We start from the raw sequence: 23578 nt of genomic DNA on the forward strand, positions 1-23578 counted from the left end.
CGCTTTGAGGACAGACGCGCGATGCTTTCGTGGTATCCTGCAGCACCAACCACGGAAAGGAAGGTGTGCAATGACTGCCGTAGCAGTGAAAGCACGGGTGACCGGACGCGTGCAGGGCGTGGCGTTTCGTGCCTGGGCCCGGGCCGAGGCGCTGCGCCACGGGCTGACCGGCTGGGTGCGCAATGAGCCGGATGGCTCTGTGCGGGCCCTGCTGATCGGACCGGCCGCCAGCGTTGCCGATATGGTCCGCCGCATGGGGCGCGGACCGGGTGCGGCTTCGGTCAAGGACGTGCTGACGGAAAAAGCCGCGCCGGACCCGGAGGTGCGGGGCTTTGAAATTCGGCGCTAGCGCGCAGAAAGCGCCCTGACAAGGGGCTGCAACCCACGGGTGGCTGATCGCGCAGCCAAGCAGAGTGCCGGAACCGGGCTTGGCCAGCGTGGATGCGGACCGGAAAAAGAAAAACCGGCACCGCGGGACATGTGCGGTGCCGGTTCAGACGTGTTTCACCTGCGTTTCGGCCAAGGTCTCTGGGCGCAGGTGTTTAGGCGATGCGGCGGCGCGCCAAACCGGCTGGCCTCCGCGCAGCCGACCGGTTCAGGCGCGGCGGCGGCGACGCGAGCGGCGCTCGCTGCCAGATTTGTCATCGTCGCCGGTGCCATCGCCTTCGGAGGTGAAGGGGCCCAGCACTTCGACGATCTTTTCCAGCGCCGGGCGTTCGCCACGGGGGCGGCTGTCGAGTGCCGCGCGCATGGCGCGCAGGTGCTCGGGCATCGTGCCGCAGCAGCCACCGATGATCTTGGCGCCGGAATCCCGGGCCATCACGGCGTATTCGCCCATCAGCTCGGGTGTGCCGTCGTAGTGGATGTGGCCGTCGACATATTTGGGAATGCCGGCGTTGCCCTTGGAGATAATGGCGCGTTCGGTGCCCTGGGCGGCAAAGCCCAGCACCGTGCGCAGGATATCTGACGCACCGGTGCCGCAGTTGGCGCCAAATGCGATCGGCGCGTTGTCGAATTCCTCGACCAGCTTGGCCAGATCGGCGGAGGTGACGCCCATCATGGTGCGCCCGGCAGTGTCAAAGCTCATGGTGCCACACCACGGCATATCCGCCAGCTTGAAAGCTTCGGCGGCGGCGCGGAATTCCTCGGGGGCGGAAATGGTTTCCAGCCAAAGCACATCGACGCCGCCTTCCTTCAGCGCATCGGCCTGCTCGTGGAACATCTCCACCGCCACGGCGTGGGACATGTCGCCGACCGGCTCGAAGATCTCGCCGGTGGGTCCAACGGAGCCGGCCACGGCGATCTGGCGACCTGCCTTGTCGGCGACCTCGCGGCCCAGTTCGGCGGCGGCGCGGTTCAGCTCGCGAACGCGGTTCTGCGCGTCATGCAATTTCAGCCGGGCGGCGGTGCCGCCGAAGCTGTTGGTCAGGAACAGATCGCTGCCAGCATCGACGGAGCCTTGGTAAAGCGCCGTGATCTTCTTGGGTTCCTCCACGTTCCACAGCTCGGGTGCGTCCCCCGACTGCAGACCCATGGCAAACAGGTTGGTGCCGGTTGCGCCATCCGCCAGCAGCACGTCGCGAGTGTCCAGAAGCTTGGTGAAAGTATTGGTCATTGGCCTAGTCCCGTGTCAGCAAACCGCCACGGCGGGCCGGGCGGCGATTGGGTATCCCGCCCGTCTGTCACGGCCAGTCGGCAAGGGCAATTCCATTTTCTTCATCTTCATTATGAATGGACCGCCAGACCTGTGGTCCGTCGCATCAGCCCGATCAGGCACGCGCACGGCCGGTGCTGGTCTGCACCGGCGTATCATCGCGGTTCTTCACTCACCTTCTTGCATCATTTCCTGCTGCGCCTTCAGCTGCAACGCCAGCAGCTTCGCGCGGATCTGATCTTCGCTCACGCGGCTGCCGAGGTCGGCGGACAGCTTGCGCACAACGTCTTCGTGGCCTGCTTGTTCCAGATCCGCCGATACCACCGATTGCGCATATGCACCGGCTTCGCTGCCGGTTTTTCCCAAGAGATCCGCGGCCCAGAGGCCGAGCAGTTTGTCGCGCCGCGCACGAACCCGAAACTGGATATCCGCGTCATGTACAAATTTGGCCTCAAAAGCCTGTTCGCGTTCGTCAAATAGCGTCATGGCCGATCCTCATTTACCAGGGTACTCCTGTAACAGATTGGAGCCTGATTTCGGCGCAGGGCAAGAAGAATATGGAGGCACGTCATTCACGGGGTGCCGCGACAGGATGGGTGTGCGCTCCGTTTGTCTGTCGGAGGGCCCAAGGCGGCGCGGTGGGGGCGCTGCGCGCTTGCGGCTGAAGCGCCCTTGGCTTATGAGGGCGGCATATATCAGGGCCGGATTCCCGGCATTGACCCCGAAAGGTTTGCAATGGCGCGTCGCAAGAAAATCTACGAAGGCAAGGCCAAGACACTGTATGAAGGTCCGGAGCCGGGAACCATCGTGCAGTACTTCAAGGATGATGCCACGGCCTTCAACGCCGAAAAGCACGACGTGATCGAAGGCAAGGGTGTGCTGAACAACATCCTGAGCGAGTTTTTTATGTTGGGCCTCGGCCAAATCGGCGTGCCGACCCATTTCCTGAAGCGTCTGAACATGCGTGAGCAGCTGGTGCGCAGCTGCGAGATCATTCCGCTGGAAGTGATCGTGCGCAACTATGCCGCGGGCAGCATGTCCAAGCGTCTCGGCATTGACGAGGGCACCCAGTTGCCGCGCCCGATCGTGGAATACTGTTATAAGGACGACGCCCTGGGTGACCCGCTGGTCACCGAAGAGCATATCGCCGCATTTGGTTGGGCGAGCCAACAGGACATGGATGACATCCTCAGCCTGGCGCTGCGCGTGAATGATTTCCTGTCCGGCGTGTTCCTCGCCGTGGGCATCCGCCTGGTCGACTTCAAGATCGAGATCGGTCGCGTTTATGACGGCGACTTCCAGCGCCTGGTTGTGGCCGACGAAATCAGCCCCGACAGCTGCCGCCTGTGGGACATCAACACCGGCCAGAAGCTGGACAAGGACGTGTTCCGCCGCGACCTGGGCAGCCTGACGGATGCCTACTCCGAGGTTGCGCGGCGGCTGGGTGTGATGCCCAACAACCCGCCGGCGCCGGGCAAGCCGACGCTGGTGAACTGAACAGACATGCCCGCTGCGCCTGACCGCAAGCGGGCATTTTGAGTATTATTGGAAAGATGAAGCCCGCATCGGGCTTCGCCATCGAAAACCTGAGGGATAATGCGATGAAGGCACGGGTGCATGTGATGCTGAAGAACGGGGTTCTGGATCCGCAGGGCGAGGCGGTGCGCCATGCGCTGGGGGCCTTGGGCTTTGACAAGGTCGAAGGCGTGCGTCAGGGCAAGGTGATCGACCTGGACCTGGCTGATGACGCTACCGAGGCAGACGTGACCGCGATGTGCGAAAAGCTGCTGGCCAACACGGTAATCGAATCCTACAGCATCGAGATGCAGTGATGAAGGCGGCGGTAGTAGTCTTTCCCGGCTCCAACTGTGACCGCGATCTGGCGGTGGCGTTTGAGCAGGCCGGCTTCGATGTGTCGATGGTCTGGCACAAGGACAGCGCGTTGCCCGAGGGCGTTGACATCGTCGGTGTGCCGGGGGGATTTTCCTATGGCGATTACCTGCGCTGTGGTGCCATCGCCGCGCAGTCGCCGATCTGCAAGGCTGTGGTCAATCACGCAGAGCGCGGCGGCTATGCGCTTGGTATCTGCAATGGGTTCCAGATTTTGACTGAAACCGGCGTGCTGCCGGGGGCGCTGCTGCGCAATGCCGGACTGAAGTACATCTGCCGCACGGTAGACCTGAAAGTGACAGCCGCTGACAGCGTCTTTACCGAAGGCTACAGCGCCGGGGATGTCATTGGGGTTCCGATTGCGCATCACGACGGCAATTATTTTGCCGATGAGGCCACCGTCAAAGCGTTGCAGGACCAGGATCGGGTTGCCTTTACCTATGACGACAATCCCAATGGCTCGGTTGCGGACATTGCCGGCATCCTGTCGGAAAACCGACGTGTCCTGGGCATGATGCCGCACCCTGAGCGCGCCGCGGACGAAGGTCATGGCGGCACTGACGGGACAGCAATGTTCCGCGCATTGGCTGGCATGGTCACCGCTGCGTGACTTGAGAAGCCGGGGCGGTCGCAATAGGTATGTGTTATGTCCGCCCCGCGCAAAGATCTGAAGAAAACCAGTTCCAAGGCCCGTTCGCACACGATCTCGTGGCGCGCACGGCTGGCTTTGCTTTTGTTCATGGCGGCGGCGGCAGTTACCGTCTGGACCACCAATCGCGCCCTGACGCATCGGTTCACCGAAAGCACGCGCAACCGCGCTGAGCTGCGGCTGGCGCTGTACTCCGGCAATTTGCTGAGCGAGCTACGCCAGCATGCCATCGTACCGCAGCTGCTGGCGCGTGATCAGACGCTGATTTCGGCGCTGCAATCCAATGACTTCTCGTTGTCGACGCAGCGGCTGATCTCGTTTGTCGATGAGATCGGCGCGGCGTCTATCATGCTGTTGGCGCAGGACGGGCGCACTGTGGCGGCCACGGACCGTAATCGGCTGGGCGAAAATCACCGCAATGCGGCCTATTTTGTCGATGCGGTGCGGGCCAAGTCGACGGTGTTCTCGGTGATCCCCCGTGAGGTGGGCGGCTATCGCTTCACCTATTCGCGGCGGATCATCGATGCCACCGGAGTGCTGGGCGCCATCGTGGTGGAAGTGGATCTGCAAAAGTTCGAACGCGCCTGGGCGGGGATCTCCGACGCGGTGCTGGTCACGGACAGCACTGGCGCGATCATTCTTGCCACCGAAGCGCGCTGGCGCGGCCTGAAGGAGGCCGAGGCGCTGACCCTCCAGACGCCGGAGGGCGCGATCCAGCGTGCGATCCGGGCCACCACAGATTGGACGGCGCTGCCGCCGGATGCCTATCTGCAAGGCGAGGCCGTGATGAGGCTGGAAACGCGGGTGCCGTTCCAGGGATGGCGGATGGCGTCTTTTACCACCTATTCCTCGGTGCGTGAGCGAGTGAGTGCGGTTCTGGCGCTGGAAATCATGGGATTCGCCATTCTGTTGGCGCTGGCGTTTTACGCGCTCAGTCGCAAGACGGCGCTTCGGATGGCGCTGTTCCAGCGCGAGTCGGCAGAGCTTCGCGTATTGAACTCCCGCCTCCAGCGGGAAATTGCCGAACGCGAGCGCATGCAAAAGACCCTCGCGGTGGCGGAGCAGAGCCTTGCGCAAAGCTCCAAACTGGCGGCTCTGGGCGAGATGTCCGCCGCCGTCAGCCACGAGCTGAACCAGCCGCTGGCGGCGATGAAAACCTATCTGGCGGGGGCGCGGCTGCTGCTCAATCGCAACCGCCCCGATGAGGCGCTGGCCTCCTTTGGGCGCATCGATGATCTGATCGAGCGCATGGGGGCGATTACCCGCCAGCTGAAATCCTACGCCCGCAAGGGGGGCGATGCGTTTAGCCCTGTGAATCTTGGCGATGCGCTGGCCTCCAGCCTGTCGATGATGGAGCCACAGCTGCGCCAGCGACATGTGAAAATCACCCGGATTCTGCCTGAGGAACCTGTTATGGTGATGGGAGACCGGATGCGGTTGGAGCAGGTGATGGTCAACCTCTTGCGCAATGCGTTGGACGCCACCAAGTCTGTGGACGACCCGGAGGTGGAAATCCTGCTGGCCGCCGGCGAAACGGCGACCCTGTCGGTGCGTGACAACGGGATGGGTATCAAGGACTTCGACAACCTGTTCGAGCCTTTTTACACCACCAAGCAGCCCGGCGACGGGGTGGGTTTGGGGCTTGCCATCTCCTCTGGGATCGTCAACGACCTCGGGGGACGGTTGACCGCCCGCAACGGCCAGAACGGCGGCGCGGTCTTTGAGATGCAATTGCCGGTCCTGGTGGACGGCATAGAGGCGGCGGAATGACCGCGCCGGAAAAGATTGGGAGAGGACGCGCATGGCACAGGCTATGAAAATCGCGATCGTCGATGATGAACAGGATATGCGGCAGTCGATCAGCCAGTGGCTGGCGTTGTCGGGCTACGACACCGAGACCTTCTCCAGCGCGGAGGACGCGCTGAAGGTTCTGGGGCCGGATTATCCGGGGATCGTGATTTCGGACATCAAGATGCCGGGCATGGATGGCATGCAGTTCCTGAAGAAGCTGATGGGCAGTGATTCCGCGCTGCCTGTCATCATGATCACCGGCCATGGCGATGTGCCGATGGCGGTTGAGGCGATGCGGGTGGGGGCGTTCGATTTTCTCGAAAAACCATTCAACCCGGACCGCATGTCAGAGCTGGCCAAGCGGGCGACAGGTGCGCGCCGTTTGACGCTGGACAACCGGGCGCTGCGGCGCGAACTGTCGGATGGCGGCCAGATCATGAAAAAGCTGATTGGTCAGAGCCCGGTGATGGAGCGCCTGCGCGAGGACATTCTGGACCTGGGGCAGGCCGACGGCCATGTGCTGATCGACGGGGAAACCGGCACGGGCAAGACACTGGTGGCTCATGCGCTGCACGCGGTTGGCAGCCGCGCAGGCAAGAAATTCGTGCTGATCTCCTGTGCTGCGCTGGAAGAAGAGGCATTGGCCAAGCGCCTGTTCGGCCCGATGCAGCCGGAAGACAGCATGCTGCCCGCGATCGAGGAAGCCCGCGGTGGCACCCTGGTTCTGGAGGACATCGATGCGCTCTCGGAAACCTTGCAGGCGCGGCTGCTGAGCGTCATCAACGAACAGGGCACGCCGGCGGAAACACGGATCATCGCGATTTCCAACCTGCAAGAGGCTGGCAAGACCTGCGAGGACGCGCTGCGCCCGGACCTGTTCTATCGCCTGGCGGCGTTGCGCATCACGGTGCCGCCGCTGCGCCAGCGCGGCGAGGACATCCTGACGCTGTTCACCCGCCTGTCCGAGCAGTTCTCTGATGAATACGGCTGTGACGCGCCCCAGGTCAGCGCCCAGGAGGCGGCGCAGCTCCTGCAAGCGCCGTGGCCGGGCAACGTGCGCCAGCTGATCAACATTGCCGAACGCGCGGTGCTGCAGTCGCGGCGCGGCTCGGGCACCATCGCCTCGTTGCTGATGTCCGATCACGAGGAAATGCAGCCGGTGATGACCACCGAAGGCAAACCGCTGAAGGAATATGTCGAGGCGTTCGAGCGGATGCTGATCGACAACACCATGCGCCGCCACAAGGGCTCCATCGCCAGCGTGATGGACGAGCTATGTCTGCCGCGCCGCACTCTGAATGAGAAGATGGCCAAATACGGCCTGCAACGTTCCGACTACTTGGCCTGAGCCGTCGGGCGATTGACGTTGCGACGGCTTTTCGGCTCAGGTTGCCTCGCGTAATTCGACGGGGACGCGAAAATACACGTAAAATTAACAGCCTGCCTGGTAGGGGCGGGCTGTTGTCATTTTCAGGCCCAGGGTGTCGAATGACCATTGTCATTACCTATCCACAGGCCTTATGCTGACCAAACGGGCTGCGAACCGCGTATTGGGTCGCCCCGTTCTGATGAGTTTCGCTGACTTTGGTAGTCCTCCGGCATAATCCGCGATCGCCATTGTCAGACCGATTGGTCCCCTGCAACAGGGGACAGTTTAGCGCCCGAGCCGGGTACGTCCGGCAGTGGGATAATGTGGCAGGGCCGGGCACGACCCACCTGCCGGAGAAGAACCGCGATGACGCGCGCGAGAGCGAAGAGCACTGAGGCAGGAAGGCCGGGCATTGTTTCCGGGACCACCTGCTGCACCGCGCCGTCCGAGATCGCCCTGACAAGACATCACCCGAAACGTGCGCGGCCGCCTGGAAGCAGGGGCTTGCGGGCGCACAGGGCAGATGCACCAAGGACCAATGGCCAAGAAAATGCTGATCGACGCCACCCACGCGGAAGAAACCCGCGTTGTGGTGGTGGATGGAAACAAGGTTGAGGAATTCGACTTTGAGTCCGAAAACAAGCGCCAGCTTGCTGGCAACATCTACCTCGCCAAGGTAACCCGCGTCGAGCCTTCGCTGCAGGCGGCCTTTGTGGACTATGGCGGGAACCGCCATGGCTTCCTGGCGTTTTCGGAAATTCACCCCGATTACTACCAGATCCCCGTCGCCGACCGCGAAGCGTTGATGGAAGAAGAGCGTGCCTATGCCGAGGCCCTGCGCGCCCGCGATGAGGACGAAGAGGACAAACCGGCCAAGCCCAAGCGCAGCCGCCGTTCCAAACCGGCCGCCAAGGCGGCCAAGGCCACCTCTGATGACGCGGTGGAAACCAAGGATGTGGACACTCCGGACGACAACAGCGCCGAAATTGCCGGGATGGAAACCATCGACCTGACCGACAGCGCCGAAGCCGCCGAAGCCCCCGTTGCGGAGTTGGCCGAGGTGCCTGAGGACACCGCCGCAGAGGCACCTGCTGCTGACACCGACGAAGCGACCGCCGATGGCGATGTCGTGCAAGACGTGACCGAGGCCGACGAGGCGGACGCGGGCGAACCTGACGCCGATGACGCGGCTGCGGACAGTGCCGCCGAGGCAGCGAAGCCCCGAGGCCGGTCGCGCACGCGCTCACGGTCCCGCAGCAAGGCTTCAGAGGACGCCGACGCCGTGGCCGAGGATGAAGACGGCGCAGGCGTCGACACCACGGACCGCCGCGCTGATGCAGCGACCAAGGATGACAGCATCGAATCCGTGGCCGAAGAAGACGACAGCGAAGACATCCGGCCGCCGCGCAAACCGCGTCCGCGCCGCTACAAGATCCAGGAAGTCATCAAGGTCCGACAGGTCCTGCTGGTGCAGGTCGTCAAGGAAGAGCGCGGCAACAAGGGCGCGGCGCTGACCACCTATCTGTCGCTGGCCGGGCGCTACTGCGTGCTGATGCCCAACACCGCGCGTGGCGGTGGCATCTCGCGTAAGATCACCAATGCTGCCGACCGCAAGAAGTTGAAGGACATCGCCACCGAACTGGACGTGCCGACCGGCGCGGGGCTGATCGTGCGCACCGCCGGCGCCAAGCGCACCAAGGCGGAGATCAAGCGCGACTACGAATACCTGCAACGCCTGTGGGAGCAGATCCGCGAGCTGACGCTGAAATCCATCGCGCCCGCCAAGATCTATGAGGAAGGCGACCTGATCAAACGCTCGATCCGTGATCTTTATAACCGCGAGATCGACGAGGTGCTGGTCGAGGGCGAGCGCGGCTACCGCATCGCCAAGGACTTCATGAAAATGATCATGCCGTCCCACGCCAAGAACGTGCAGCACTACCAGGAATCGCTGCCGCTGTTTGCGCGCTATCAGGTCGAAAGCTACCTGGCCGGCATGTTCAACCCGACCGTGCAGCTGAAATCCGGTGGTTACATCGTGATTGGCGTGACTGAGGCGTTGGTGGCCATCGACGTGAACTCTGGTCGTGCCACCAAGGAAGGCTCGATCGAGGAAACCGCCCTCAAGACCAACCTGGAGGCGGCCGAGGAGGTCGCCCGCCAGCTGCGTCTGCGCGACCTTGCGGGCCTCATCGTGATCGACTTCATCGACATGGACGAGCGCAAGAACAACGCCGCCGTCGAAAAACGCATGAAGGATAAGCTCAAGACCGACCGTGCCCGCATCCAGGTGGGCCGGATCTCGGGCTTTGGTCTGATGGAAATGTCGCGTCAGCGTCTGCGTCCTGGCATGATCGAGGCGACCACCGCGCCGTGCCCGCATTGCCACGGCACCGGGTTGATCCGCTCCGACGATTCCATGGCGCTGTCGATCCTGCGCCAGATCGAGGAAGAGGGCACCCGCCGCCGCTCCCGCGAGGTTCTGGTGCGCTGCCCGGTGTCCATTGCCAACTTCCTGATGAACCAGAAGCGCGAGCACATCGCCCAGATCGAGGCGCGCTATGGCCTGTCCGTGCGCGTCGAGGGTGATCCGCACCTGGTCAGCCCGGACTTTGTGCTGGAGAAGTTCAAGACCGCGTCGCGCAGCGTGCCTGCGGCCCCGGCGCCAGTGGTGTCGGTCGATACCTCCATCATGGATCAGGTGGATGCTGAGGGCGTCACCGAGGTCGAGGAAGAGGAGGCCCCCGCCGCCGTCGAAGAGGCGCCTGCGGAAGCCACCGAAGACACCACGCAGGACGAAAAGCCCAAGCGCAAGCGGCGTCGGCGTCGTCGGCGCAAGTCCGGCAATGGGGACCAGACCCAGACAGAGGACAACGGCGAGAACGGCGCAGGCGATCAGGATCAGCCGCAAAAGGCTGATGCGGACGCCGACGCTGGGGCAGATGGCGAAGCTGCTGCGGATGTTGCGGATGAGCTGACGGAAAAGAAAAAGCCGACCCGCACCCGGACCCGGTCGCGCAAAGCGAAGCCACAACAGGCCGAGCCGGAGGTTGCGGAAAAACCCTCCGCGGCTGCGGACGTCGAGCCAGTTGCCGCCAATGACGCCGATGCCGCCCCCGAAGGTGCTGCGGCTGCCGCGGACATCAGCGAGACGCCGGCTGACGAGCCGGTGCAGGCGCCGGAAAAGGCACGCGAAGCGGATGCAGATCCGGCACCGGTTGCGGACACCGTTGCGCAGGCATCTGTTGACGGCAATGCCGATGCGGCATCTGAGGCCGAACCCGAGGCCACCGCTGAAGCTGAGGTGGAGCCGACGGCGGACGCCGAGGCCGCACCGCAAACTGAGACGGCACAGGGGGCTGAGGCCGAAACCTCCGTCCCAGCGGCGGACAGCAGCGCGCCGGAACAGCCTGAGACCGGAACTCTGCCGGATGAACCGACAACGGAGGCAGAACCTGCCGCTGCCGAGGAACGTCAGCCCGAACCGGCAATGGCAGGTGCGGATGCGGAGCCAGAGCCCGCAAGCGCGTCCAAGCCCAAGCGCCGCGGCTGGTGGTCGATGGGCGGCTGATCGCTGACAAGACTTGACGAAAGGCAGGCTCTCGGGCCTGCCTTTTTCGTTTTGCCCGCCTGCGCAGCACCGACGGTGGAACGACTGCCGCGGAATGCTGTGGGAAATTGTCCGGGGAAGGGGGGGCTAGGGCCGTGGGCGCGATGAGGGGCAGACGCCCAAGGCGACCCTAGCCGCCCTTGCGGATCAGGTAGATCTGATGGCCGTCGCCATCGCTTTGTCCCAGGTATTCGTGACCGGCCTCCGAGCAGAAATGCGGCACGTCGATTACCGCCGCCGGGTCATCCGCCAACAAATGCAGGACCGCGCCGACCTCCAGAGATTTCAGTCGCTTGCGGGCCTTAAGAACGGGCAGGGGGCACAGCAGCCCGATCGCATCCAAGGTCTCATTGATCTCGCTCATGGCCCTTGGATAAGGGGGATGTTTCATGCTGTCCACAAGGATGTGACCACCGGTCGCGTGACCTTGGCGAAAGGCTCGCATAAGAGTTGAACCATGTTTGGAATCGAGATCATCGACGCAGGGCTGCTCCCTGCCATGCTGGTGGCGCTGCTGGGCGGTGTCATCAGTTTTCTGTCGCCCTGCGTGCTGCCGATCGTGCCGCCGTATCTGGCCTATATGAGTGGCGTCACCATCGGTGAGATGCAGGGCACCACAGCGGCGCGGCGCAAGGCCATCATCGCGGCGCTGTTCTTTGTGCTGGGTCTTTCCACGGTGTTTTTGCTGCTGGGCTTCACCGCCTCTGCCTTCGGCGCGTTTGTGCTGCAAAATCAGGAGCTTTTCGCCCAGGTCTCTGGCGTGGTCGTCATCGTCTTCGGGCTGCATTTCCTGTCGGTGTTTCGCATCCCGCTGCTGGACCGAGAGGCGCGGATGGAGGCAGGCGAATCCGGGGGGTCGGCGCTTGGCGCTTATGTCCTGGGGCTTGCCTTTGCCTTTGGCTGGACCCCTTGCATTGGCCCGCAGTTGGGGGCGATCCTGTCGCTGGCCGCGTCCGAGGCCTCGGTCAGCCGCGGCACCATTCTGCTGGGGGTCTATGCCGCCGGCCTGGGTGTGCCGTTCCTGTTGGCGGCGATATTCCTCAACCGTTCGATGGTGCTGATGAACAGGATGAAGCGCCACATGGGCGTGATCGAGAAAGCGATGGGGGGTCTGTTGCTGTTGGTCGGCATCATGCTGGTCACCGGTCTGTTCACCACTTTCTCCTGGTGGTTGCTGGAGACCTTTCCGGCCCTGGCGGTCCTGGGCTGAAAACCGAGAACCGTTGCACGGCAAGACTGGGGGCTGCGGCCCCCTTTTTCTTTGCTGAGGCTGGCCTTACTCTTGCCGGAAAGCCCTGCTAGGCTTGGCGATACAGCGTCGGAGAGGCGGATCGGAACAGGGCAGTACGTGGATCAGGGCAGTTCCATTCATAGGCAGGTGCGCAGGCGGCGGGTGTTTTACATCCCCGGCTTTGATCCCATGCATCCGCGCCGGTACCGGGAACTCTACCGCAAGGAAGGCGCGGCGCAGGCCGCCCTTTGCGGTTACAGCCTGGCGTTGAAGCCGAAACGCGGTGCGGGCAGCTATGGCTGGCAGGTTCTGGCGGAGTTTGACGGCGAGCTGATCGAGACCGATGTGGAGGTGCTGGTCTGGTCGGACATTGTCCGCGACAGCATGACGGCGACCATTCCCGGCACCTATTTGCAACTGTTTCGCACTGCTTGGATCTACATCTCCACCGGCACGCTGCAGCGATTGATGCGGCTGCGCAAGGGACCGGTCATCGCAGCGCTCTACCCGGTTGGGATGCTGCTGCTGCAAGCGCTGTTGGCGCTGCTGCTGGCTTGGGGCGTGGCGCATGCAGTTGGGAATGTGGCCGGTTTTGTCGGTCTTGCGGGCCGGTTCAGCACGTTGTTTGGCTGGGGGCTGGGCGCGGGCGCGGGCTACGCGTTGCTGCGCTGGTTCAAGGGCAAGGATGGCAAGGTCTTTGCCTACTATCTGATGCATGATTACGCTCATTCCGCTGCGTCACGCGGCGCAATTGCACCGCAGCTGGAAGCCCGGTTGGCTGCGTTTCGGAACCAGATTGCGGCCGCGGTGCAGGATCCTGCGCTGGACGAGGTCCTGGTGGTCGGCCATTCTTCCGGCGCGCACCTGGGCGTGTCGGTGCTGGCGGACCTGATCCGAGCGGGGCTGCCGCAGGACCGCCCCGCCTTGGGGTTTCTGAGCCTTGGACAAGTGGTGCCAATGGTCTCCTTCCTGCCGCGCGCCGACCGGCTGCGCGCCGATCTGCACTATCTGTCCCAGCGCGCCGAGCTGGCTTGGGTTGACGTGACAGCGCCCGGCGATGGCTGCGCGTTTGCGCTTTGCGATCCGGTCGCCGTGAGCGGAGTGGCCCCGGCAACCAAGCGCTGGCCGCTGGTGATCTCCGCCGCCTTTACCCAGACCCTCAGCCCGGCGCGCTGGAAGCAGTTGCGGTGGCGGTTCTTCCGGCTGCATTTTCAGTATCTGTGCGCCTTCGACCAGCCGGGAGACTACGATTATTTCCGCATCACGGCCGGTCCGTTAACCTTGGCGAAGCGGTTTCGCGACCGCAAGCCCTCGCGCTCGCGGATCGACGTGCCGGTTTCGAAATTCACCTCGGTGGCGGCCGGATGAGCCCGCCGCAGCCGCCAAAGCCCGCCGCCCGGCCGGATCGGGTGTCGCTGTGGCGCTATGCGCAGCTGTTTCGACAGGACATACTGTCAGCCCAGCCGGCGCGGTTGTATCGCGCCTGGATGGCAGAGTTTCGCACACCGTTTTTCCGCAGCTTTCTGGTCAACCAGCCGGCGTTGGTGCAGCAGGTGTTGAAGGATCGCCCGCAAGACTTCCCTAAATCGAACCGCATCGCCGAAGGGCTGAAACCTTTGCTGGGCGACTCTGTCTTCCTGACCAATGGAGAGGTCTGGGAGCGCCAGCGCCGGATTATCGATCCGGCGTTTGAGGGGGGGCGGCTGAAGGATACTTACCCGGCGATGCGCGCCGCCGCAGAGGCCGCGGTGGCGCGTTTGCGCCAACGACAAGGGGAGGTCGAGATAGAGGAGGAAACCTCGCATGTGGCGGCGGATGTGATTTTTCGCACGTTGTTCTCGATCCCAATCGAACATGCCGTCGCGGCCGAGGTGTTTCGCCGTTTTCGCGACTATCAACGCAGCCAGCCGATCCTGAATCTCGCCGCTTTCGTGCCACTGCCGCGCTGGATGCCGCGGTTCTTCCGCCGCGGCACCCGTCGAAATGCCGCCATCATCCGCGGCCTGATTGCGCGGCTGACGGCAGAGCGGATGCAGGCGATCGAGGCCGGGGTGGCCCCGGACGATCTGGCAACCAAGATCATGACCACGCGCGATCCCGTAACGGGCAGCACCTTTGACGAGGCCGAGATGATCGATCAGGTTGCGATTTTCTTTCTGGCGGGGCATGAAACCAGCGCCTCGGCCCTGGCCTGGGCTTTGTACCTGATGGCGCTCTATCCCGAGTGGCAGGACAAGTTGGCGGCGGAGGCCGCCGCGGTTTTGGAGGATGACAGCTTCGCGGCGGTTTCCAAACTGCGCCTCAGCCGGGATGTGTTTCGCGAAACGCTGCGGCTGTACCCGCCGGTGCCGATGATGGTGCGCGAGGCGGCCTGCCCGGTGCGCTTTCGCGACCGGGACGTGCCGCAGGGGGCGCAAATGGTGCTCAGCCCTTGGCATCTGCACCGCCATGAACGGCTGTGGGACAACCCGGATGGGTTTGACCCAACTCGGTGGGCCACGGAAAACGGCAAGCAATGCCAGCGAGAGGCTTATGTTCCCTTCTCCGCTGGTCCTCGGGTCTGCACCGGCGCGGGGTTCGCAATGGTGGAAGGGGTGCTGATCTTGTCGATGATCCTGCGCCACTTCCGTGTGTCGCCAATGGCGGGACGGGAGCCGGTGCCGGCCGCGCATCTGACGGTGCGGTCCAAGACGGGCATATGGCTACAGCTGTCGGAACGCTGAGCCAAAGTTTTCAGAAAACTTTGGCGTCAGCACAGCAGCCGAACGGGCAGGTTGTTGCAGAACATCACAACCTGTTCGCCATTCAGCACAGCGTCGCAGCCGCGCCGAAGAACCTTTTGCTGCAAGCGCCCAGACCGACATTCCGCTTCACATCGCGCAGCTTTCGGCGCACGACCCCGCCGTGACGGGCAGATTTCACGTCGAAAATTTGCTGAAACCATAGGTCCGGTGAGACGCTGCGAAACACCTGTACCATGGGCGCGGTCTGCCGAAGCTTGGTTACCGGGATCTTAACCGTCGCAGGACGAACAGCCTGATGGCCGAGGCCAGGCCACAGGTGTCGCCGCGTTTTTCGTCGATCTCGGCGGCCAGCTCATTGATCGCACGGCCGTCCTGCGCCGCTATCTCGCGGAAGGTGTCCCAGAAATCGTCCTCCAGCGACACCGACGTGCGGTGCCCGCGCAGGGTCAGCGAATGCTTCTTGGGGCGGTCATTCATGTGTCGCGCTTGTGGTCGTCCAGACGGCGGATGTTCTGGGAATTACGCGCCTTGTCCAGGTCTTTTTCCGCCTTGGTGCGCCCGTGCGCCACGGCATTCTGGTCAGCGCGGGCCTTTTTTTCGGCCCGCACCTTTTGTTTCCGATACCGGTTCAGATTGACCGGCTTCGCCATCAGTCCTTGGGACCGATCATCTGTTCCGGACGCACAACCGCATCAAACGTCGCCTCATCCACAAAGCCAAGGGCGATCGCCTCTTCTTTCAGGGTGGTGCCGTTCTTATGCGCGGTCTTGGCCACTTTGGTGGCGTTGTCATAGCCGATGGTCGGCGCCAGTGCTGTGACAAGCATCAGCGACTCCGTCATCAGCTTTTCAATGCGCGGCTCATTGGCCTGAATGCCGTTCAGCATCCGCTCGGTAAAGCTGTCGGCCGCATCGCCCAGCAGCTGGATCGACTGCAACAGGTTGTAGGACATCATCGGGTTGTAGACGTTCAGCTCGAAATGACCTTGCGAGCCTGCAAACTTGATCGCCGCGTCGTTGCCCATGACATGAGCCGCCACCTGGGTCAGTGCCTCGGCCTGCGTCGGGTTCACCTTGCCCGGCATGATCGAGGAGCCCGGCTCGTTTTCCGGCAGGATCAGCTCTCCCAGACCGGAGCGCGGGCCAGAGCCGAGGAAGCGGATGTCATTGGCGATCTTGTAGCAGCTGCCTGCGATGGTCGCCAAAGCGCCGGACAGGAACACCATGGCGTCATGCGCCGCCAGGGCCTCGAACTTGTTCGGTGCGGTGACAAAGGGCAGGCCGGTGATCTCTGCCATGTTGGCCGCGACCTCTTCACCCCAGCCTTTTTGGGTGTTGAGACCGGTGCCCACGGCGGTGCCGCCCTGCGCCAGCTCATAGATGCCGGGCATTGCGGCCTCGACCCGCGCCAGGCCCTGGCGGATCTGATGCGCGTAGCCGCCAAATTCTTGGCCCAGTGTCAGCGGGGTCGCGTCCTGGGTATGGGTGCGGCCGATCTTGATGATGTCCTTGAACTCATCCGCCTTGGCTTCCAGCCCTTCGGCCAGCTTGGTCAGGCCGGGCACCAGCACGTCCCGCACGCTCATGGCGGTGGCGATGTGCATGGCGGTGGGGAAAGTGTCGTTGGACGACTGGCCCATGTTGCAGTGATCGTTCGGGTGCACCGGATCCTTGGAGCCGATTTCGCCGCCGAGGATTTCGATGGCGCGGTTGGCGATCACCTCGTTGGAGTTCATGTTGGACTGGGTGCCGGAGCCGGTTTGCCACACTACCAACGGGAAGTTGTCATCGAACTTGCCCGCGACCACTTCGCTGGCAGCCTGGATGATGGCGTCAGCAATCTTGGCATCCAGCTTGCCCGAGCCCTTGTTGGCCATGGCGCAGGCCTGCTTGATCACGCCTAGGGCGCGCACGATGGCAACGGGCTGTTTTTCCCAGCCAATCGGGAAATTCATGATCGAGCGCTGCGTCTGCGCGCCCCAGTATTTGTCTGCGGGGACCTCAAGCGGGCCAAAGCTGTCGGTTTCGGTACGGGTGGCGGTCATCCGTCATTTCTCCGTTGTATGCGTCTGTATGCCGTTTAGCCTGCGCGCTGCACGGGCGCAATTGGCCAGTCGCGCGCAGCATAGTGAAATGGTCTGCGAGGTATAGGGTGCAATTGTCGCAATCTAGACCCTCAGGTATGCTGGACCTGCGGGCAATTGCGCACTGTTCTCCGCGCGGTTCACGGGGCAATATGCACAGACCAGTTCGCTGGAGCTTGAGAAAGGATGTGACCGTGCAACGTTCCATGTCGGTGTCGATCTGGCACTATCAGGGCCTGCAAATGCTGTTGCGACAATTGCGCCGTGGCCCTGGGGCCATCAGCATCCATATTGCGGCAGCTGTGATGGCCCTGGCGATGATGCTGGGCCCGATCAGTGCGGCGGCTGCGGATATCGGCGCGTTTGCGGGGGTGTACGCGGGTAGTGTCGACGTGGAAACACAGGAGGGCAACCTTGTGCCCCGCGACATCAGCGTTTCGATCCGCGAAACCCGCAAAGGTTTCGTGCTGAAATGGGTGTCGACCACGGAAAAAAGCGATGGGCGCAGAAAGACCAAAAGCTATGAGATCGAGTTCTTGCCCAGCAACCGGGCCGACGTGTTCTCGGCGGCGATGCGGCTGAACGTCTTCGGCCATGCGGTGCCGCTGGATCCGATGGCGGGCGAACCCTTTGTCTGGGGCCGGATCAACGACGACACGCTGACCGTGTTTTCGATGTTCATTCACCCCAACGGCGACTACGAGATCCAGCAATATGACAGGACCCTCGCCGAGGGTGGCTTGGATCTGGTCTATGTATCTCGCCTGAATGGCACGGCCCGGCGCAGGATCGAGGCGTTCCTGACGCGGCAGTAATCCGGCAGCAATAGGTCTCGGACCGCGATACCAAACCCTGTCCGTCCAAGCCGCAGCAACGGGCCGCAGACGATCAGGCGAGGCATAGTTGGCGGTGTCTCATTGCAGCCGTTCCGTTGCGACGCATCACACCGTCAGTCGGCGGGCCAACGAGCGGGGAACGCTCGGCGGAGAACGCCATTGCTGCGGTGCGTCCCGCTCCTGCGTTATTTGCGGAAGCTGTCCAGCGAAACGACGTCTGCGTCTTTCTTCTTTGCCGCCGGGGCAGGGGCGCTCGCCTCAGGTTCGGGGGGGGTATCGGACTCCGGCAGCGTGGCAGAAATCTCGTTGTCCTCCTCTGCACTTTCAAAGCGCAGACCGAACTCCACCGAAGGGTCCACGAAGGTGCGGATCGCGTCGTAGGGAATATACAGCGGCTCAGGCGAGTCGCCGAAATTCAGGGTGACGGCAAAGCCTTCCTCATCCACGGTCAGATTGTCGAACCAGTGCTGCATGACAACCGTCATCTCGCCGGGATAGCGGTCCGAGAGCCAGTCGGCCAGCTCCACGTCCGGATGATCGGTGTCGAAGGTGATGAAGAAATGGTGGTTGCCGGGCAGGCCGTTATCGGAAATGTCCTGCAACACGGTCCGGATCAGGCCGCGCATGGCAGAATGCATCAGGTTACCATAGTCGATTTCACGGGACATGCAGTCACCCTCTGTTCATTTGTCGTCAAGCATAAGAGATTTTGGCGGAAACAAAAGGGCAGCCTGCGGAACCTTCAGATATTTTTTGCCCTGCTCCAAGCCTCAACCTGCCTGCGCAGTCAGCTGATTGCAAACGGGAATTGGGCCACCATGAGCCCGGCGCCCGCCATCGCGGCCAGCAGCGCCAGCAGGTTGCCCCGCAGCATCCAGGCGACAGCGGGCGCCAGCAGCACCAACGCCGCCGCCGCCGGGTCAAGGCTGCTCCAGACGGGGATCGGAACGTGCAGAATACCCTGCTCCAGCAGCTCGGTGCGGGCAAAGATCACATGGATCAGGAACCAGACCGACAGGTTCAGGATCACCCCTGCCACCGTGGCAGTGACCGCTTTCAGCGCGTGACCAAGGCGCGGATGGGCCGCGATGCGCTCCACATAGGGTGCGGCGGCAAAGATCCACAGAAAACACGGAACAAAGGTCGCCCAGAGCGCCACTGCGCCTGCTGCGAGGAACAGACCGGTGCCCTGCTGGGTCAGACCCGACAGCATGGCGACAAACTGGGTCACCAGGATGAGCGGCCCGGGGGTGGTTTCGGCCAGGCCCAGCGCGTCAATCATCTGGCCGGCGGAAATCCAGCCGAACTGGCTGACCACAGTCTGGCTGATATAGGCCAGCACCGCATAGGCACCGCCAAATGTGACCACCGCAAGCTTTGAGAAGAACCAGCCCATATCGCTCAGAAATCCCGCGCCCGCCAGCTCCAACGCCAGCAGCGGCAGCAGCCAAAGCGACCCCCACAGGGAAATCGTGCGCAAAGTCGCCGCCGCCTGGAACGGGGCCGGGGCGGCGGCTTGGGTATCGGCGGCGGGACGGCGCAGCAGGCCGACTGCCGCGGCGGCCAGAACAACGACCGGGAACGGCAGGTTCAGCAAAAACAGCGCCACAAAGCCGAAGCCCGCCAGAAACCAGTCCAGCCGATGATGCAGCGCCTTGGCTGTCAGCCGTCGCAGCGCCTGTAGAATGATGACCACCACCGCCGCCTTGATGCCCAGAAAGGCGGACTGCACCGCAAGCAGGGTGCCGAACTGGGCATAGAGCCAGACCAGAAGGGCGATCACCGCCGCTCCGGGCAGGACAAAGAGCAGACCCGCCAGCAGGCCGCCAGCCGTGCCCCGCATCCGCCATCCGGTATAGGTGGCCAGCTGCATCGCCTCCGGTCCCGGCAGCAGCATGCAGAACGACAGCCCGCGCAAAAAGCTTTCCTCGCTCAGCCAGGGGCGCGCCTCGACCAGTTCCTTGTGCATCAACGCGATCTGCGCCGCAGGTCCGCCAAAACTCAAGACCCCGATGCGGCCAAAGACCCGCAGCATTTCGCCCCAGCCGGGCGCCTCAGCGGCCGCCAGTTTGCTGCTTGGCGCCGTCTCTGCCTGTGTGCCTGATGCCATCGCCCGCCTGCCTTCTTTTGTCCCGGCGCGCCTGCCGCAGCTGCCGCCTTGCGGGGGCGTCTCATAGCGGGAAGGCAGCTGTCAAGAGGTCAGCAGCGGGAGAGCGGCGCAGGCTATTTCAGCCGCTCACCCGTCATGCAGATCGCCATGGCGTCTGATGGCAATTGGCCCAGCATCTCAAACATGTGGAAGTAGTCCATGTTGGAATGCATTTCGGCGATTGTACCACGTTCCACTCGCGCCATGATCTGCCCAGAGATTTCAAATGGTGTGCCATCCGCGGGGTTGCTGGTCGCCGCCACCAGACGAACGGAGACCCAATCCTCGGCCTCCATCGCGTGGGTGATGGTGATGGTCATCGGACCCAGCAGGTTGCGCACGGCGGCGACTACTTCTGCGTAGTCCGTTTCCGGTTCCGCCAGCGCCGAGACCGCGCCGGAGATCACGGTCCGGGCGGACATGATTTCGGACACGGCGTCTAGGTTGCCCTTGCACCAGACCTCATCGAACCAACGGTGGATCAGCGCGGTCATCGGCATGTCAGAGGTCGCCGACGGATCGAAAGGCACCGCCAGGGCAGGCGCGCTGTTCGGCGCAGGCGCGGACTTGCGCGCAGATGTAGCAGAAGTCTCTATCGCCATGTCAGACCCTGACCCGCCAGGCAGGCGGTATCGGTGTCTTGCGGCAGATGCCCAAGTTGCTCGAACAGGGCGATATCGTCGACTTGGCCATGAGACCCCGCCACCTTACTCTCCGCGAACCGGATCAACACCTGATCCTTGGTCTCGACCTGGCCTGCGGTGGCAACACAGCACCCACTGAAGGTGGTGCGAGCGGCCAGCCAACCGCTCTGTTCCACGGCCTGGGTGACCTTGATGGCGATCTGTCTGACCCGGCTTCGAAGCACGGTCAAGAATGCGTGTAATTCATTGATGTTCAGGCTCAGCGAAGGAACGACCCCGGGACCTGTGACGTCCGCGGTGTAAAACCGCTCCACCGCGTTCAGGTCGCCACGGGACCAGGCCTGGTCGTACCAGGCTTGCAGTATTTCGGTTTTCGTCATGGATGCGGTCACGGTTCAAACAGCTTTCTGCCGGTTCGAGGCCGGGTTTACAGCGACCGGGCGGGATTGGAAACATCCAATGATGCCTGCGCGCCGGTGTCAGGCATGCCCCGGCTGGTCGATAGGGCCGCCAAGGGGAAGGTGCAGGTTTCTGTTGCCAGGTACCTGCGAACCCCGCCTTACGCGGCTAGGCGCAAGGGCTTAGATTTCGATTACTCGAACTGCTTACGCAGCCAGAGCAACCGGAGCACGATTGTCATTTGCAATTGTACTTTTTTCGCCGATAACGGTGGCAGACAGCCGAGACAAAGCTAACCCCTTTAGACGTCCGTCGATCCTGTTTCGACCCCATGATGCCCAAATGAAGCATGTTTGGTGGAGTCGCCGGGTACCGCCCCCGGGTCCGATCCGTTTATTACGAGCGCGTTTATGTCCATAGTTCCACAAGGGAACAGCAGCTATATAGTGCGGTTTTCTCCGGATGCAAAGGGGGGGGAGCCGAAATCCAATGCGGATTTCGATCCGTTTTTGGACGTGGAAGTCTGCCAGCCTCGATACCCATTGCGCCCCGGCGACCTGGACAGCAAAGGCCCGCGCGCGGGAGGGGGATCATCTGTGCGCCGGAAGGATCGTTGTCAGATCAGCATGCGGATCGCTGCACGGTTGCAGAACACAATGATATGGCCACAGTTTTCCAACGCCTGAAAGCCTCGCGCCTCAACCTCGCTCAGAAACGCCTCGATCCCGGCGTGGCGTTCGATGTCGCGGATGTGGCAGCGCAGGATCTCCCCTTGCTGCGCCGCGTTGCAGGCAAAGACCTCGCGTATCCAGGCGTCCGAGGAGAGGGGGGCGTTGAACGTGACCATGGGGAACCTTGCCGTATCATGGTTAAAATATGCTTTATGCACCCCGTGCTGCCCGCGCGGCAAACACTGCGGCCGCCAGTTTGCGCGTCTCATCCTCCAGATCCTGCAACCCGGCCACGGCCGCCGCGCCGTCGGCCGCCTCGATCGCGTCGGCAATCCGCGCGTGCAGGGTGGTGATCCTCGCGCGGTCGCGGGCCGTGAAGGTAATCATGTTCATCAGAGGCTGCATCGCCTCTACCGCGCCAGCCAGTTGGTAAGACAGCACCGGGTTGGCGGCCCCATCGACCAGCGCGCGGTGGAAGGCCACGTCCGAAGCGCAGAAGGCGACATCGGTCAGCCCCGGCTGCTGCTGGCGAAAGATCTCCGCCCGCATCGTCGCCAGCTGGTCCGCACTGCGCCGCGCCGCCGACAGCGGTGCGCAGGCGCGCTCCAGCGCGTAGCGGGCCTCGCAGGCGGTGTCGAAGCTGACCGCGTTCATGCTGAGCAGCAGCGTCGAAGTGGTGATCTGCTGGGCATAGGCATCTTCAAAGCTGAGGCGGTTCACGAAGGCGCCGCCAGAGGCACCCCGTTGGGTGCGGATCAGCGACTGCGCCGCCAGCCGTTTCAGCGCCTCGCGCACGGTTGGGCGTGAGACCCGAAAATGCTCCGACAGCTCTGCCTCCGACGGCAGGCGTTCGTCCACGTTCAACTCACCGGAGATGATGGCATCCTTGATGGCCTGGGCAATCTGCACCGAGAGATCGGCGGAGCTGTTTGGGTCAATCCGCATGAAAATAGCCCTGACGCTGCGTTGCGCCGGATTGCGCCCGGCGAGAAATCATTTGTCTGACATTTAAAAGTCTGACATTTAAAACTCAAGACGTGAGTCGCAGACCCTCATACCCGGAGCGCGCCATGAAAGCCATTCTGGCACAGCGGATCAGAACCATGGCAGGCTGGCACTGGCTGGCGCTGTTCGGACTGATCCTGGGCGCCTGGGGGCTGCTGTACGCAATGTCGGCGCCTGCCGACCTGCGTGCGGCGGGGGCCGTATATGGCCCGGATTTCTGGCGTGATTTCTGCACGTTGACACCCGACGCGGCCGGGTTTGGCAAGATGCTGGCGATGTGGGCGCTGATGTCGGCGGCGATGATGGCGCCCACCGCGCTGCCTGCATTTGCCACCTATGAGGATCTGTCGCACACGGCGCCGGGCACAAGTTTTGCCCGACTGGTGGGGGGCTATCTGGCTGTATGGCTGGGGTTCTCCGCCCTTGCGGCGGCGTTGCAGCTGTTGCTGTTCCGGGCCGGGCTGCTGACCGCTTTTGGCGACAGCACCTCGCGTTGGGTGTCGGCGGGCCTGCTGCTGCTGGCAGGCGGCTATCAGTTCTCGGCCGCAAAAGACGCGTGCCTCAGCAAGTGCCGACGCCCGCTGGTGTTTTTCATGCAGTATTGGGCCGAAGGCCCGCTGCGCAACGGGCTGCGCTTGGGGTTGGTGTGCCTTGGCTGTTGCTGGGCCTTGATGTTGCTGGCTTTTGTCGGCGGCACCATGAACATTGCTTTCATGGGATTGGCGACTGTCATTATGGTGCTGGAGAAACTGCCGGACTTGGGGCGGCATATCACCCGGCCCTTGGGCGCGGTGCTGCTGCTTTGGGCGCTGTGTTTGGCTGGAAATATTATCTGACATATAAGGGAGAAGAA

Annotated in this window: 24 protein-coding genes and 1 other RNA gene; 12 read left to right on the forward strand and 13 right to left on the reverse strand. The window is 63.0% G+C overall.

Annotation, left to right across the window (positions count from 1 at the left end; genetic code table 11):
* Nucleotides 1-70 precede the first annotated feature (70 nt).
* A complete protein-coding gene (locus AC0IPL_RS19555; RefSeq protein ID WP_474276779.1) occupies nt 71-349 on the forward strand; it encodes an acylphosphatase in 279 nt (92 codons plus the stop codon).
* Between the two features lie 246 nt (nt 350-595).
* Here AC0IPL_RS19555 and bmt read toward each other — a convergent pair whose 3' ends face one another.
* Both bmt and AC0IPL_RS19565 read right to left on the reverse strand, forming a co-directional pair.
* Complete coding sequence (gene bmt / locus AC0IPL_RS19560; RefSeq protein ID WP_474276780.1) at nt 596-1615, reverse strand: betaine--homocysteine S-methyltransferase; 1020 nt, start codon at nt 1613-1615, stop codon at nt 596-598.
* Nucleotides 1616-1822: 207 nt separating this feature from the next.
* Complete coding sequence (locus tag AC0IPL_RS19565) at nt 1823-2140, reverse strand: DUF1476 domain-containing protein (protein WP_474276781.1); 318 nt, start codon at nt 2138-2140, stop codon at nt 1823-1825.
* Between the two features lie 249 nt (nt 2141-2389).
* On the opposite strand from AC0IPL_RS19565, the gene purC reads away from it, so the two are divergent.
* The 6 genes from purC to AC0IPL_RS19595 all read left to right on the forward strand — a co-directional run bounded on the left by purC (nt 2390) and on the right by AC0IPL_RS19595 (nt 10924).
* Nucleotides 2390-3151 carry a phosphoribosylaminoimidazolesuccinocarboxamide synthase gene (gene purC, locus AC0IPL_RS19570; RefSeq protein ID WP_474276782.1) on the forward strand — a complete coding sequence of 254 codons (762 nt, stop codon included), beginning with the start codon at nt 2390-2392 and terminating at the stop codon, nt 3149-3151.
* A gap of 104 nt (nt 3152-3255) precedes the next feature.
* On the forward strand, nt 3256-3486 hold the full coding sequence (purS, locus tag AC0IPL_RS19575; protein ID WP_474276846.1) for a phosphoribosylformylglycinamidine synthase subunit PurS: 231 nt from the start codon (nt 3256-3258) through the stop codon (nt 3484-3486).
* Nucleotides 3486-4154 (forward strand): phosphoribosylformylglycinamidine synthase subunit PurQ, encoded by a 669-nt coding sequence (purQ, locus tag AC0IPL_RS19580; protein ID WP_474276783.1) that lies wholly within the window; start codon nt 3486-3488, stop codon nt 4152-4154. Before purS ends, purQ begins: the two co-directional genes overlap by 1 nt.
* 36 nt (nt 4155-4190) lie before the next feature.
* Nucleotides 4191-5963 carry an ATP-binding protein gene (locus AC0IPL_RS19585; protein ID WP_474276784.1) on the forward strand — a complete coding sequence of 591 codons (1773 nt, stop codon included), beginning with the start codon at nt 4191-4193 and terminating at the stop codon, nt 5961-5963.
* Between the two features lie 31 nt (nt 5964-5994).
* On the forward strand, nt 5995-7332 hold the full coding sequence (locus AC0IPL_RS19590; RefSeq protein ID WP_474276785.1) for a sigma-54-dependent transcriptional regulator: 1338 nt from the start codon (nt 5995-5997) through the stop codon (nt 7330-7332).
* A gap of 559 nt (nt 7333-7891) precedes the next feature.
* Complete coding sequence (locus AC0IPL_RS19595) at nt 7892-10924, forward strand: Rne/Rng family ribonuclease (protein ID WP_474276786.1); 3033 nt, start codon at nt 7892-7894, stop codon at nt 10922-10924.
* A 169-nt stretch (nt 10925-11093) separates the two neighbouring features.
* On the opposite strand, the gene AC0IPL_RS19600 is transcribed toward AC0IPL_RS19595, so the two are convergent.
* Entirely contained in the window at nt 11094-11327 is a 234-nt protein-coding gene (locus AC0IPL_RS19600) for a sulfurtransferase TusA family protein (RefSeq protein WP_474276787.1), read from the reverse strand.
* A 93-nt stretch (nt 11328-11420) separates the two neighbouring features.
* On the opposite strand from AC0IPL_RS19600, the gene AC0IPL_RS19605 reads away from it, so the two are divergent.
* The 3 genes from AC0IPL_RS19605 to AC0IPL_RS19615 all read left to right on the forward strand — a co-directional run bounded on the left by AC0IPL_RS19605 (nt 11421) and on the right by AC0IPL_RS19615 (nt 14917).
* Nucleotides 11421-12173, forward strand: a complete 753-nt coding sequence (locus AC0IPL_RS19605; RefSeq protein WP_474276788.1) for a cytochrome c biogenesis CcdA family protein — start codon at nt 11421-11423, stop codon at nt 12171-12173.
* 210 nt (nt 12174-12383) lie between these two features.
* Entirely contained in the window at nt 12384-13562 is a 1179-nt protein-coding gene (locus AC0IPL_RS19610; protein WP_474276847.1) for a hypothetical protein, read from the forward strand.
* Nucleotides 13559-14917 carry a cytochrome P450 gene (locus AC0IPL_RS19615; RefSeq protein ID WP_474276789.1) on the forward strand — a complete coding sequence of 453 codons (1359 nt, stop codon included), beginning with the start codon at nt 13559-13561 and terminating at the stop codon, nt 14915-14917. The genes AC0IPL_RS19610 and AC0IPL_RS19615 overlap by 4 nt, the downstream gene beginning before the upstream one ends.
* A gap of 279 nt (nt 14918-15196) precedes the next feature.
* On the opposite strand, the gene AC0IPL_RS19620 is transcribed toward AC0IPL_RS19615, so the two are convergent.
* Genes AC0IPL_RS19620 through fumC form a run of 3 tightly spaced genes read right to left on the reverse strand, consistent with a single transcriptional unit; the run spans nt 15197 to nt 16982 of the window.
* Nucleotides 15197-15415 carry a ribbon-helix-helix domain-containing protein gene (locus tag AC0IPL_RS19620; protein ID WP_474276790.1) on the reverse strand — a complete coding sequence of 73 codons (219 nt, stop codon included), beginning with the start codon at nt 15413-15415 and terminating at the stop codon, nt 15197-15199.
* Nucleotides 15412-15588, reverse strand: a complete 177-nt coding sequence (locus AC0IPL_RS19625; RefSeq protein WP_474276791.1) for a DUF4169 family protein — start codon at nt 15586-15588, stop codon at nt 15412-15414. Before AC0IPL_RS19625 ends, AC0IPL_RS19620 begins: the two co-directional genes overlap by 4 nt.
* Nucleotides 15588-16982 carry a class II fumarate hydratase gene (gene fumC, locus AC0IPL_RS19630; protein WP_474276792.1) on the reverse strand — a complete coding sequence of 465 codons (1395 nt, stop codon included), beginning with the start codon at nt 16980-16982 and terminating at the stop codon, nt 15588-15590. Before fumC ends, AC0IPL_RS19625 begins: the two co-directional genes overlap by 1 nt.
* 233 nt (nt 16983-17215) lie before the next feature.
* Between fumC and AC0IPL_RS19635 the strand changes: the two genes are divergently transcribed.
* On the forward strand, nt 17216-17836 hold the full coding sequence (locus tag AC0IPL_RS19635; protein ID WP_474276793.1) for a hypothetical protein: 621 nt from the start codon (nt 17216-17218) through the stop codon (nt 17834-17836).
* A 206-nt stretch (nt 17837-18042) separates the two neighbouring features.
* Here the strand turns inward: AC0IPL_RS19635 and AC0IPL_RS19640 are convergent, their stop codons facing one another.
* From AC0IPL_RS19640 to AC0IPL_RS19670, 7 genes are all read right to left on the reverse strand, one after another.
* Complete coding sequence (locus AC0IPL_RS19640) at nt 18043-18525, reverse strand: SspB family protein (protein ID WP_474276794.1); 483 nt, start codon at nt 18523-18525, stop codon at nt 18043-18045.
* 119 nt (nt 18526-18644) lie between these two features.
* Nucleotides 18645-19967, reverse strand: coding sequence for a chromate efflux transporter (gene chrA / locus AC0IPL_RS19645; protein WP_474276795.1), 1323 nt, complete (start codon nt 19965-19967; stop codon nt 18645-18647).
* A gap of 113 nt (nt 19968-20080) precedes the next feature.
* Complete coding sequence (locus AC0IPL_RS19650) at nt 20081-20608, reverse strand: nuclear transport factor 2 family protein (RefSeq protein WP_474276796.1); 528 nt, start codon at nt 20606-20608, stop codon at nt 20081-20083.
* On the reverse strand, nt 20599-21030 hold the full coding sequence (locus tag AC0IPL_RS19655) for an ester cyclase (protein ID WP_474276797.1): 432 nt from the start codon (nt 21028-21030) through the stop codon (nt 20599-20601). The genes AC0IPL_RS19650 and AC0IPL_RS19655 overlap by 10 nt, the downstream gene beginning before the upstream one ends.
* 140 nt (nt 21031-21170) lie before the next feature.
* Nucleotides 21171-21522, reverse strand: a transfer-messenger RNA (tmRNA) gene (ssrA, locus tag AC0IPL_RS19660).
* A gap of 143 nt (nt 21523-21665) precedes the next feature.
* Nucleotides 21666-21896 carry an aspartate aminotransferase gene (locus AC0IPL_RS19665; RefSeq protein WP_474276798.1) on the reverse strand — a complete coding sequence of 77 codons (231 nt, stop codon included), beginning with the start codon at nt 21894-21896 and terminating at the stop codon, nt 21666-21668.
* Nucleotides 21897-21930: 34 nt separating this feature from the next.
* The gene (locus AC0IPL_RS19670) at nt 21931-22665 is read right to left on the reverse strand and encodes a FadR/GntR family transcriptional regulator (RefSeq protein ID WP_474276799.1); all 735 of its coding nucleotides are present in this window, start codon (nt 22663-22665) and stop codon (nt 21931-21933) included.
* Between the two features lie 125 nt (nt 22666-22790).
* Between AC0IPL_RS19670 and AC0IPL_RS19675 the strand changes: the two genes are divergently transcribed.
* The gene (locus AC0IPL_RS19675; protein ID WP_474276800.1) at nt 22791-23561 is read left to right on the forward strand and encodes a DUF2182 domain-containing protein; all 771 of its coding nucleotides are present in this window, start codon (nt 22791-22793) and stop codon (nt 23559-23561) included.
* The last annotated feature ends 17 nt before the right edge of the window (nt 23562-23578 follow it).

This window comes from Leisingera sp. SA32, assembly GCF_056033425.1.

Excerpts from the sequence above, each read along its gene's own strand:
- AC0IPL_RS19640 (WP_474276794.1), bottom strand. The coding sequence starts at position 18,525 with ATGTCCCGTGAAATCGACTATGGTAACCTGATGCATTCTGCCATGCGC.
- AC0IPL_RS19595 (WP_474276786.1), top strand. The coding sequence starts at position 7,892 with ATGGCCAAGAAAATGCTGATCGACGCCACCCACGCGGAAGAAACCCGC.
- bmt (WP_474276780.1), bottom strand. The coding sequence starts at position 1,615 with ATGACCAATACTTTCACCAAGCTTCTGGACACTCGCGACGTGCTGCTG.
- AC0IPL_RS19675 (WP_474276800.1), top strand. The coding sequence starts at position 22,791 with ATGAAAGCCATTCTGGCACAGCGGATCAGAACCATGGCAGGCTGGCAC.
- chrA (WP_474276795.1), bottom strand. The coding sequence starts at position 19,967 with ATGGCATCAGGCACACAGGCAGAGACGGCGCCAAGCAGCAAACTGGCG.
- AC0IPL_RS19620 (WP_474276790.1), bottom strand. The coding sequence starts at position 15,415 with ATGAATGACCGCCCCAAGAAGCATTCGCTGACCCTGCGCGGGCACCGC.
- purC (WP_474276782.1), top strand. The coding sequence starts at position 2,390 with ATGGCGCGTCGCAAGAAAATCTACGAAGGCAAGGCCAAGACACTGTAT.
- AC0IPL_RS19555 (WP_474276779.1), top strand. The coding sequence starts at position 71 with ATGACTGCCGTAGCAGTGAAAGCACGGGTGACCGGACGCGTGCAGGGC.
- fumC (WP_474276792.1), bottom strand. The coding sequence starts at position 16,982 with ATGACCGCCACCCGTACCGAAACCGACAGCTTTGGCCCGCTTGAGGTC.
- AC0IPL_RS19590 (WP_474276785.1), top strand. The coding sequence starts at position 5,995 with ATGGCACAGGCTATGAAAATCGCGATCGTCGATGATGAACAGGATATG.
- AC0IPL_RS19670 (WP_474276799.1), bottom strand. The coding sequence starts at position 22,665 with ATGCGGATTGACCCAAACAGCTCCGCCGATCTCTCGGTGCAGATTGCC.
- AC0IPL_RS19565 (WP_474276781.1), bottom strand. The coding sequence starts at position 2,140 with ATGACGCTATTTGACGAACGCGAACAGGCTTTTGAGGCCAAATTTGTA.
- AC0IPL_RS19650 (WP_474276796.1), bottom strand. The coding sequence starts at position 20,608 with ATGGCGATAGAGACTTCTGCTACATCTGCGCGCAAGTCCGCGCCTGCG.
- AC0IPL_RS19605 (WP_474276788.1), top strand. The coding sequence starts at position 11,421 with ATGTTTGGAATCGAGATCATCGACGCAGGGCTGCTCCCTGCCATGCTG.
- AC0IPL_RS19625 (WP_474276791.1), bottom strand. The coding sequence starts at position 15,588 with ATGGCGAAGCCGGTCAATCTGAACCGGTATCGGAAACAAAAGGTGCGG.
- AC0IPL_RS19585 (WP_474276784.1), top strand. The coding sequence starts at position 4,191 with ATGTCCGCCCCGCGCAAAGATCTGAAGAAAACCAGTTCCAAGGCCCGT.
- AC0IPL_RS19600 (WP_474276787.1), bottom strand. The coding sequence starts at position 11,327 with ATGAGCGAGATCAATGAGACCTTGGATGCGATCGGGCTGCTGTGCCCC.
- AC0IPL_RS19610 (WP_474276847.1), top strand. The coding sequence starts at position 12,384 with ATGCATCCGCGCCGGTACCGGGAACTCTACCGCAAGGAAGGCGCGGCG.
- AC0IPL_RS19665 (WP_474276798.1), bottom strand. The coding sequence starts at position 21,896 with ATGGTCACGTTCAACGCCCCCCTCTCCTCGGACGCCTGGATACGCGAG.
- purQ (WP_474276783.1), top strand. The coding sequence starts at position 3,486 with ATGAAGGCGGCGGTAGTAGTCTTTCCCGGCTCCAACTGTGACCGCGAT.
- purS (WP_474276846.1), top strand. The coding sequence starts at position 3,256 with ATGAAGGCACGGGTGCATGTGATGCTGAAGAACGGGGTTCTGGATCCG.
- AC0IPL_RS19615 (WP_474276789.1), top strand. The coding sequence starts at position 13,559 with ATGAGCCCGCCGCAGCCGCCAAAGCCCGCCGCCCGGCCGGATCGGGTG.
- AC0IPL_RS19655 (WP_474276797.1), bottom strand. The coding sequence starts at position 21,030 with ATGACGAAAACCGAAATACTGCAAGCCTGGTACGACCAGGCCTGGTCC.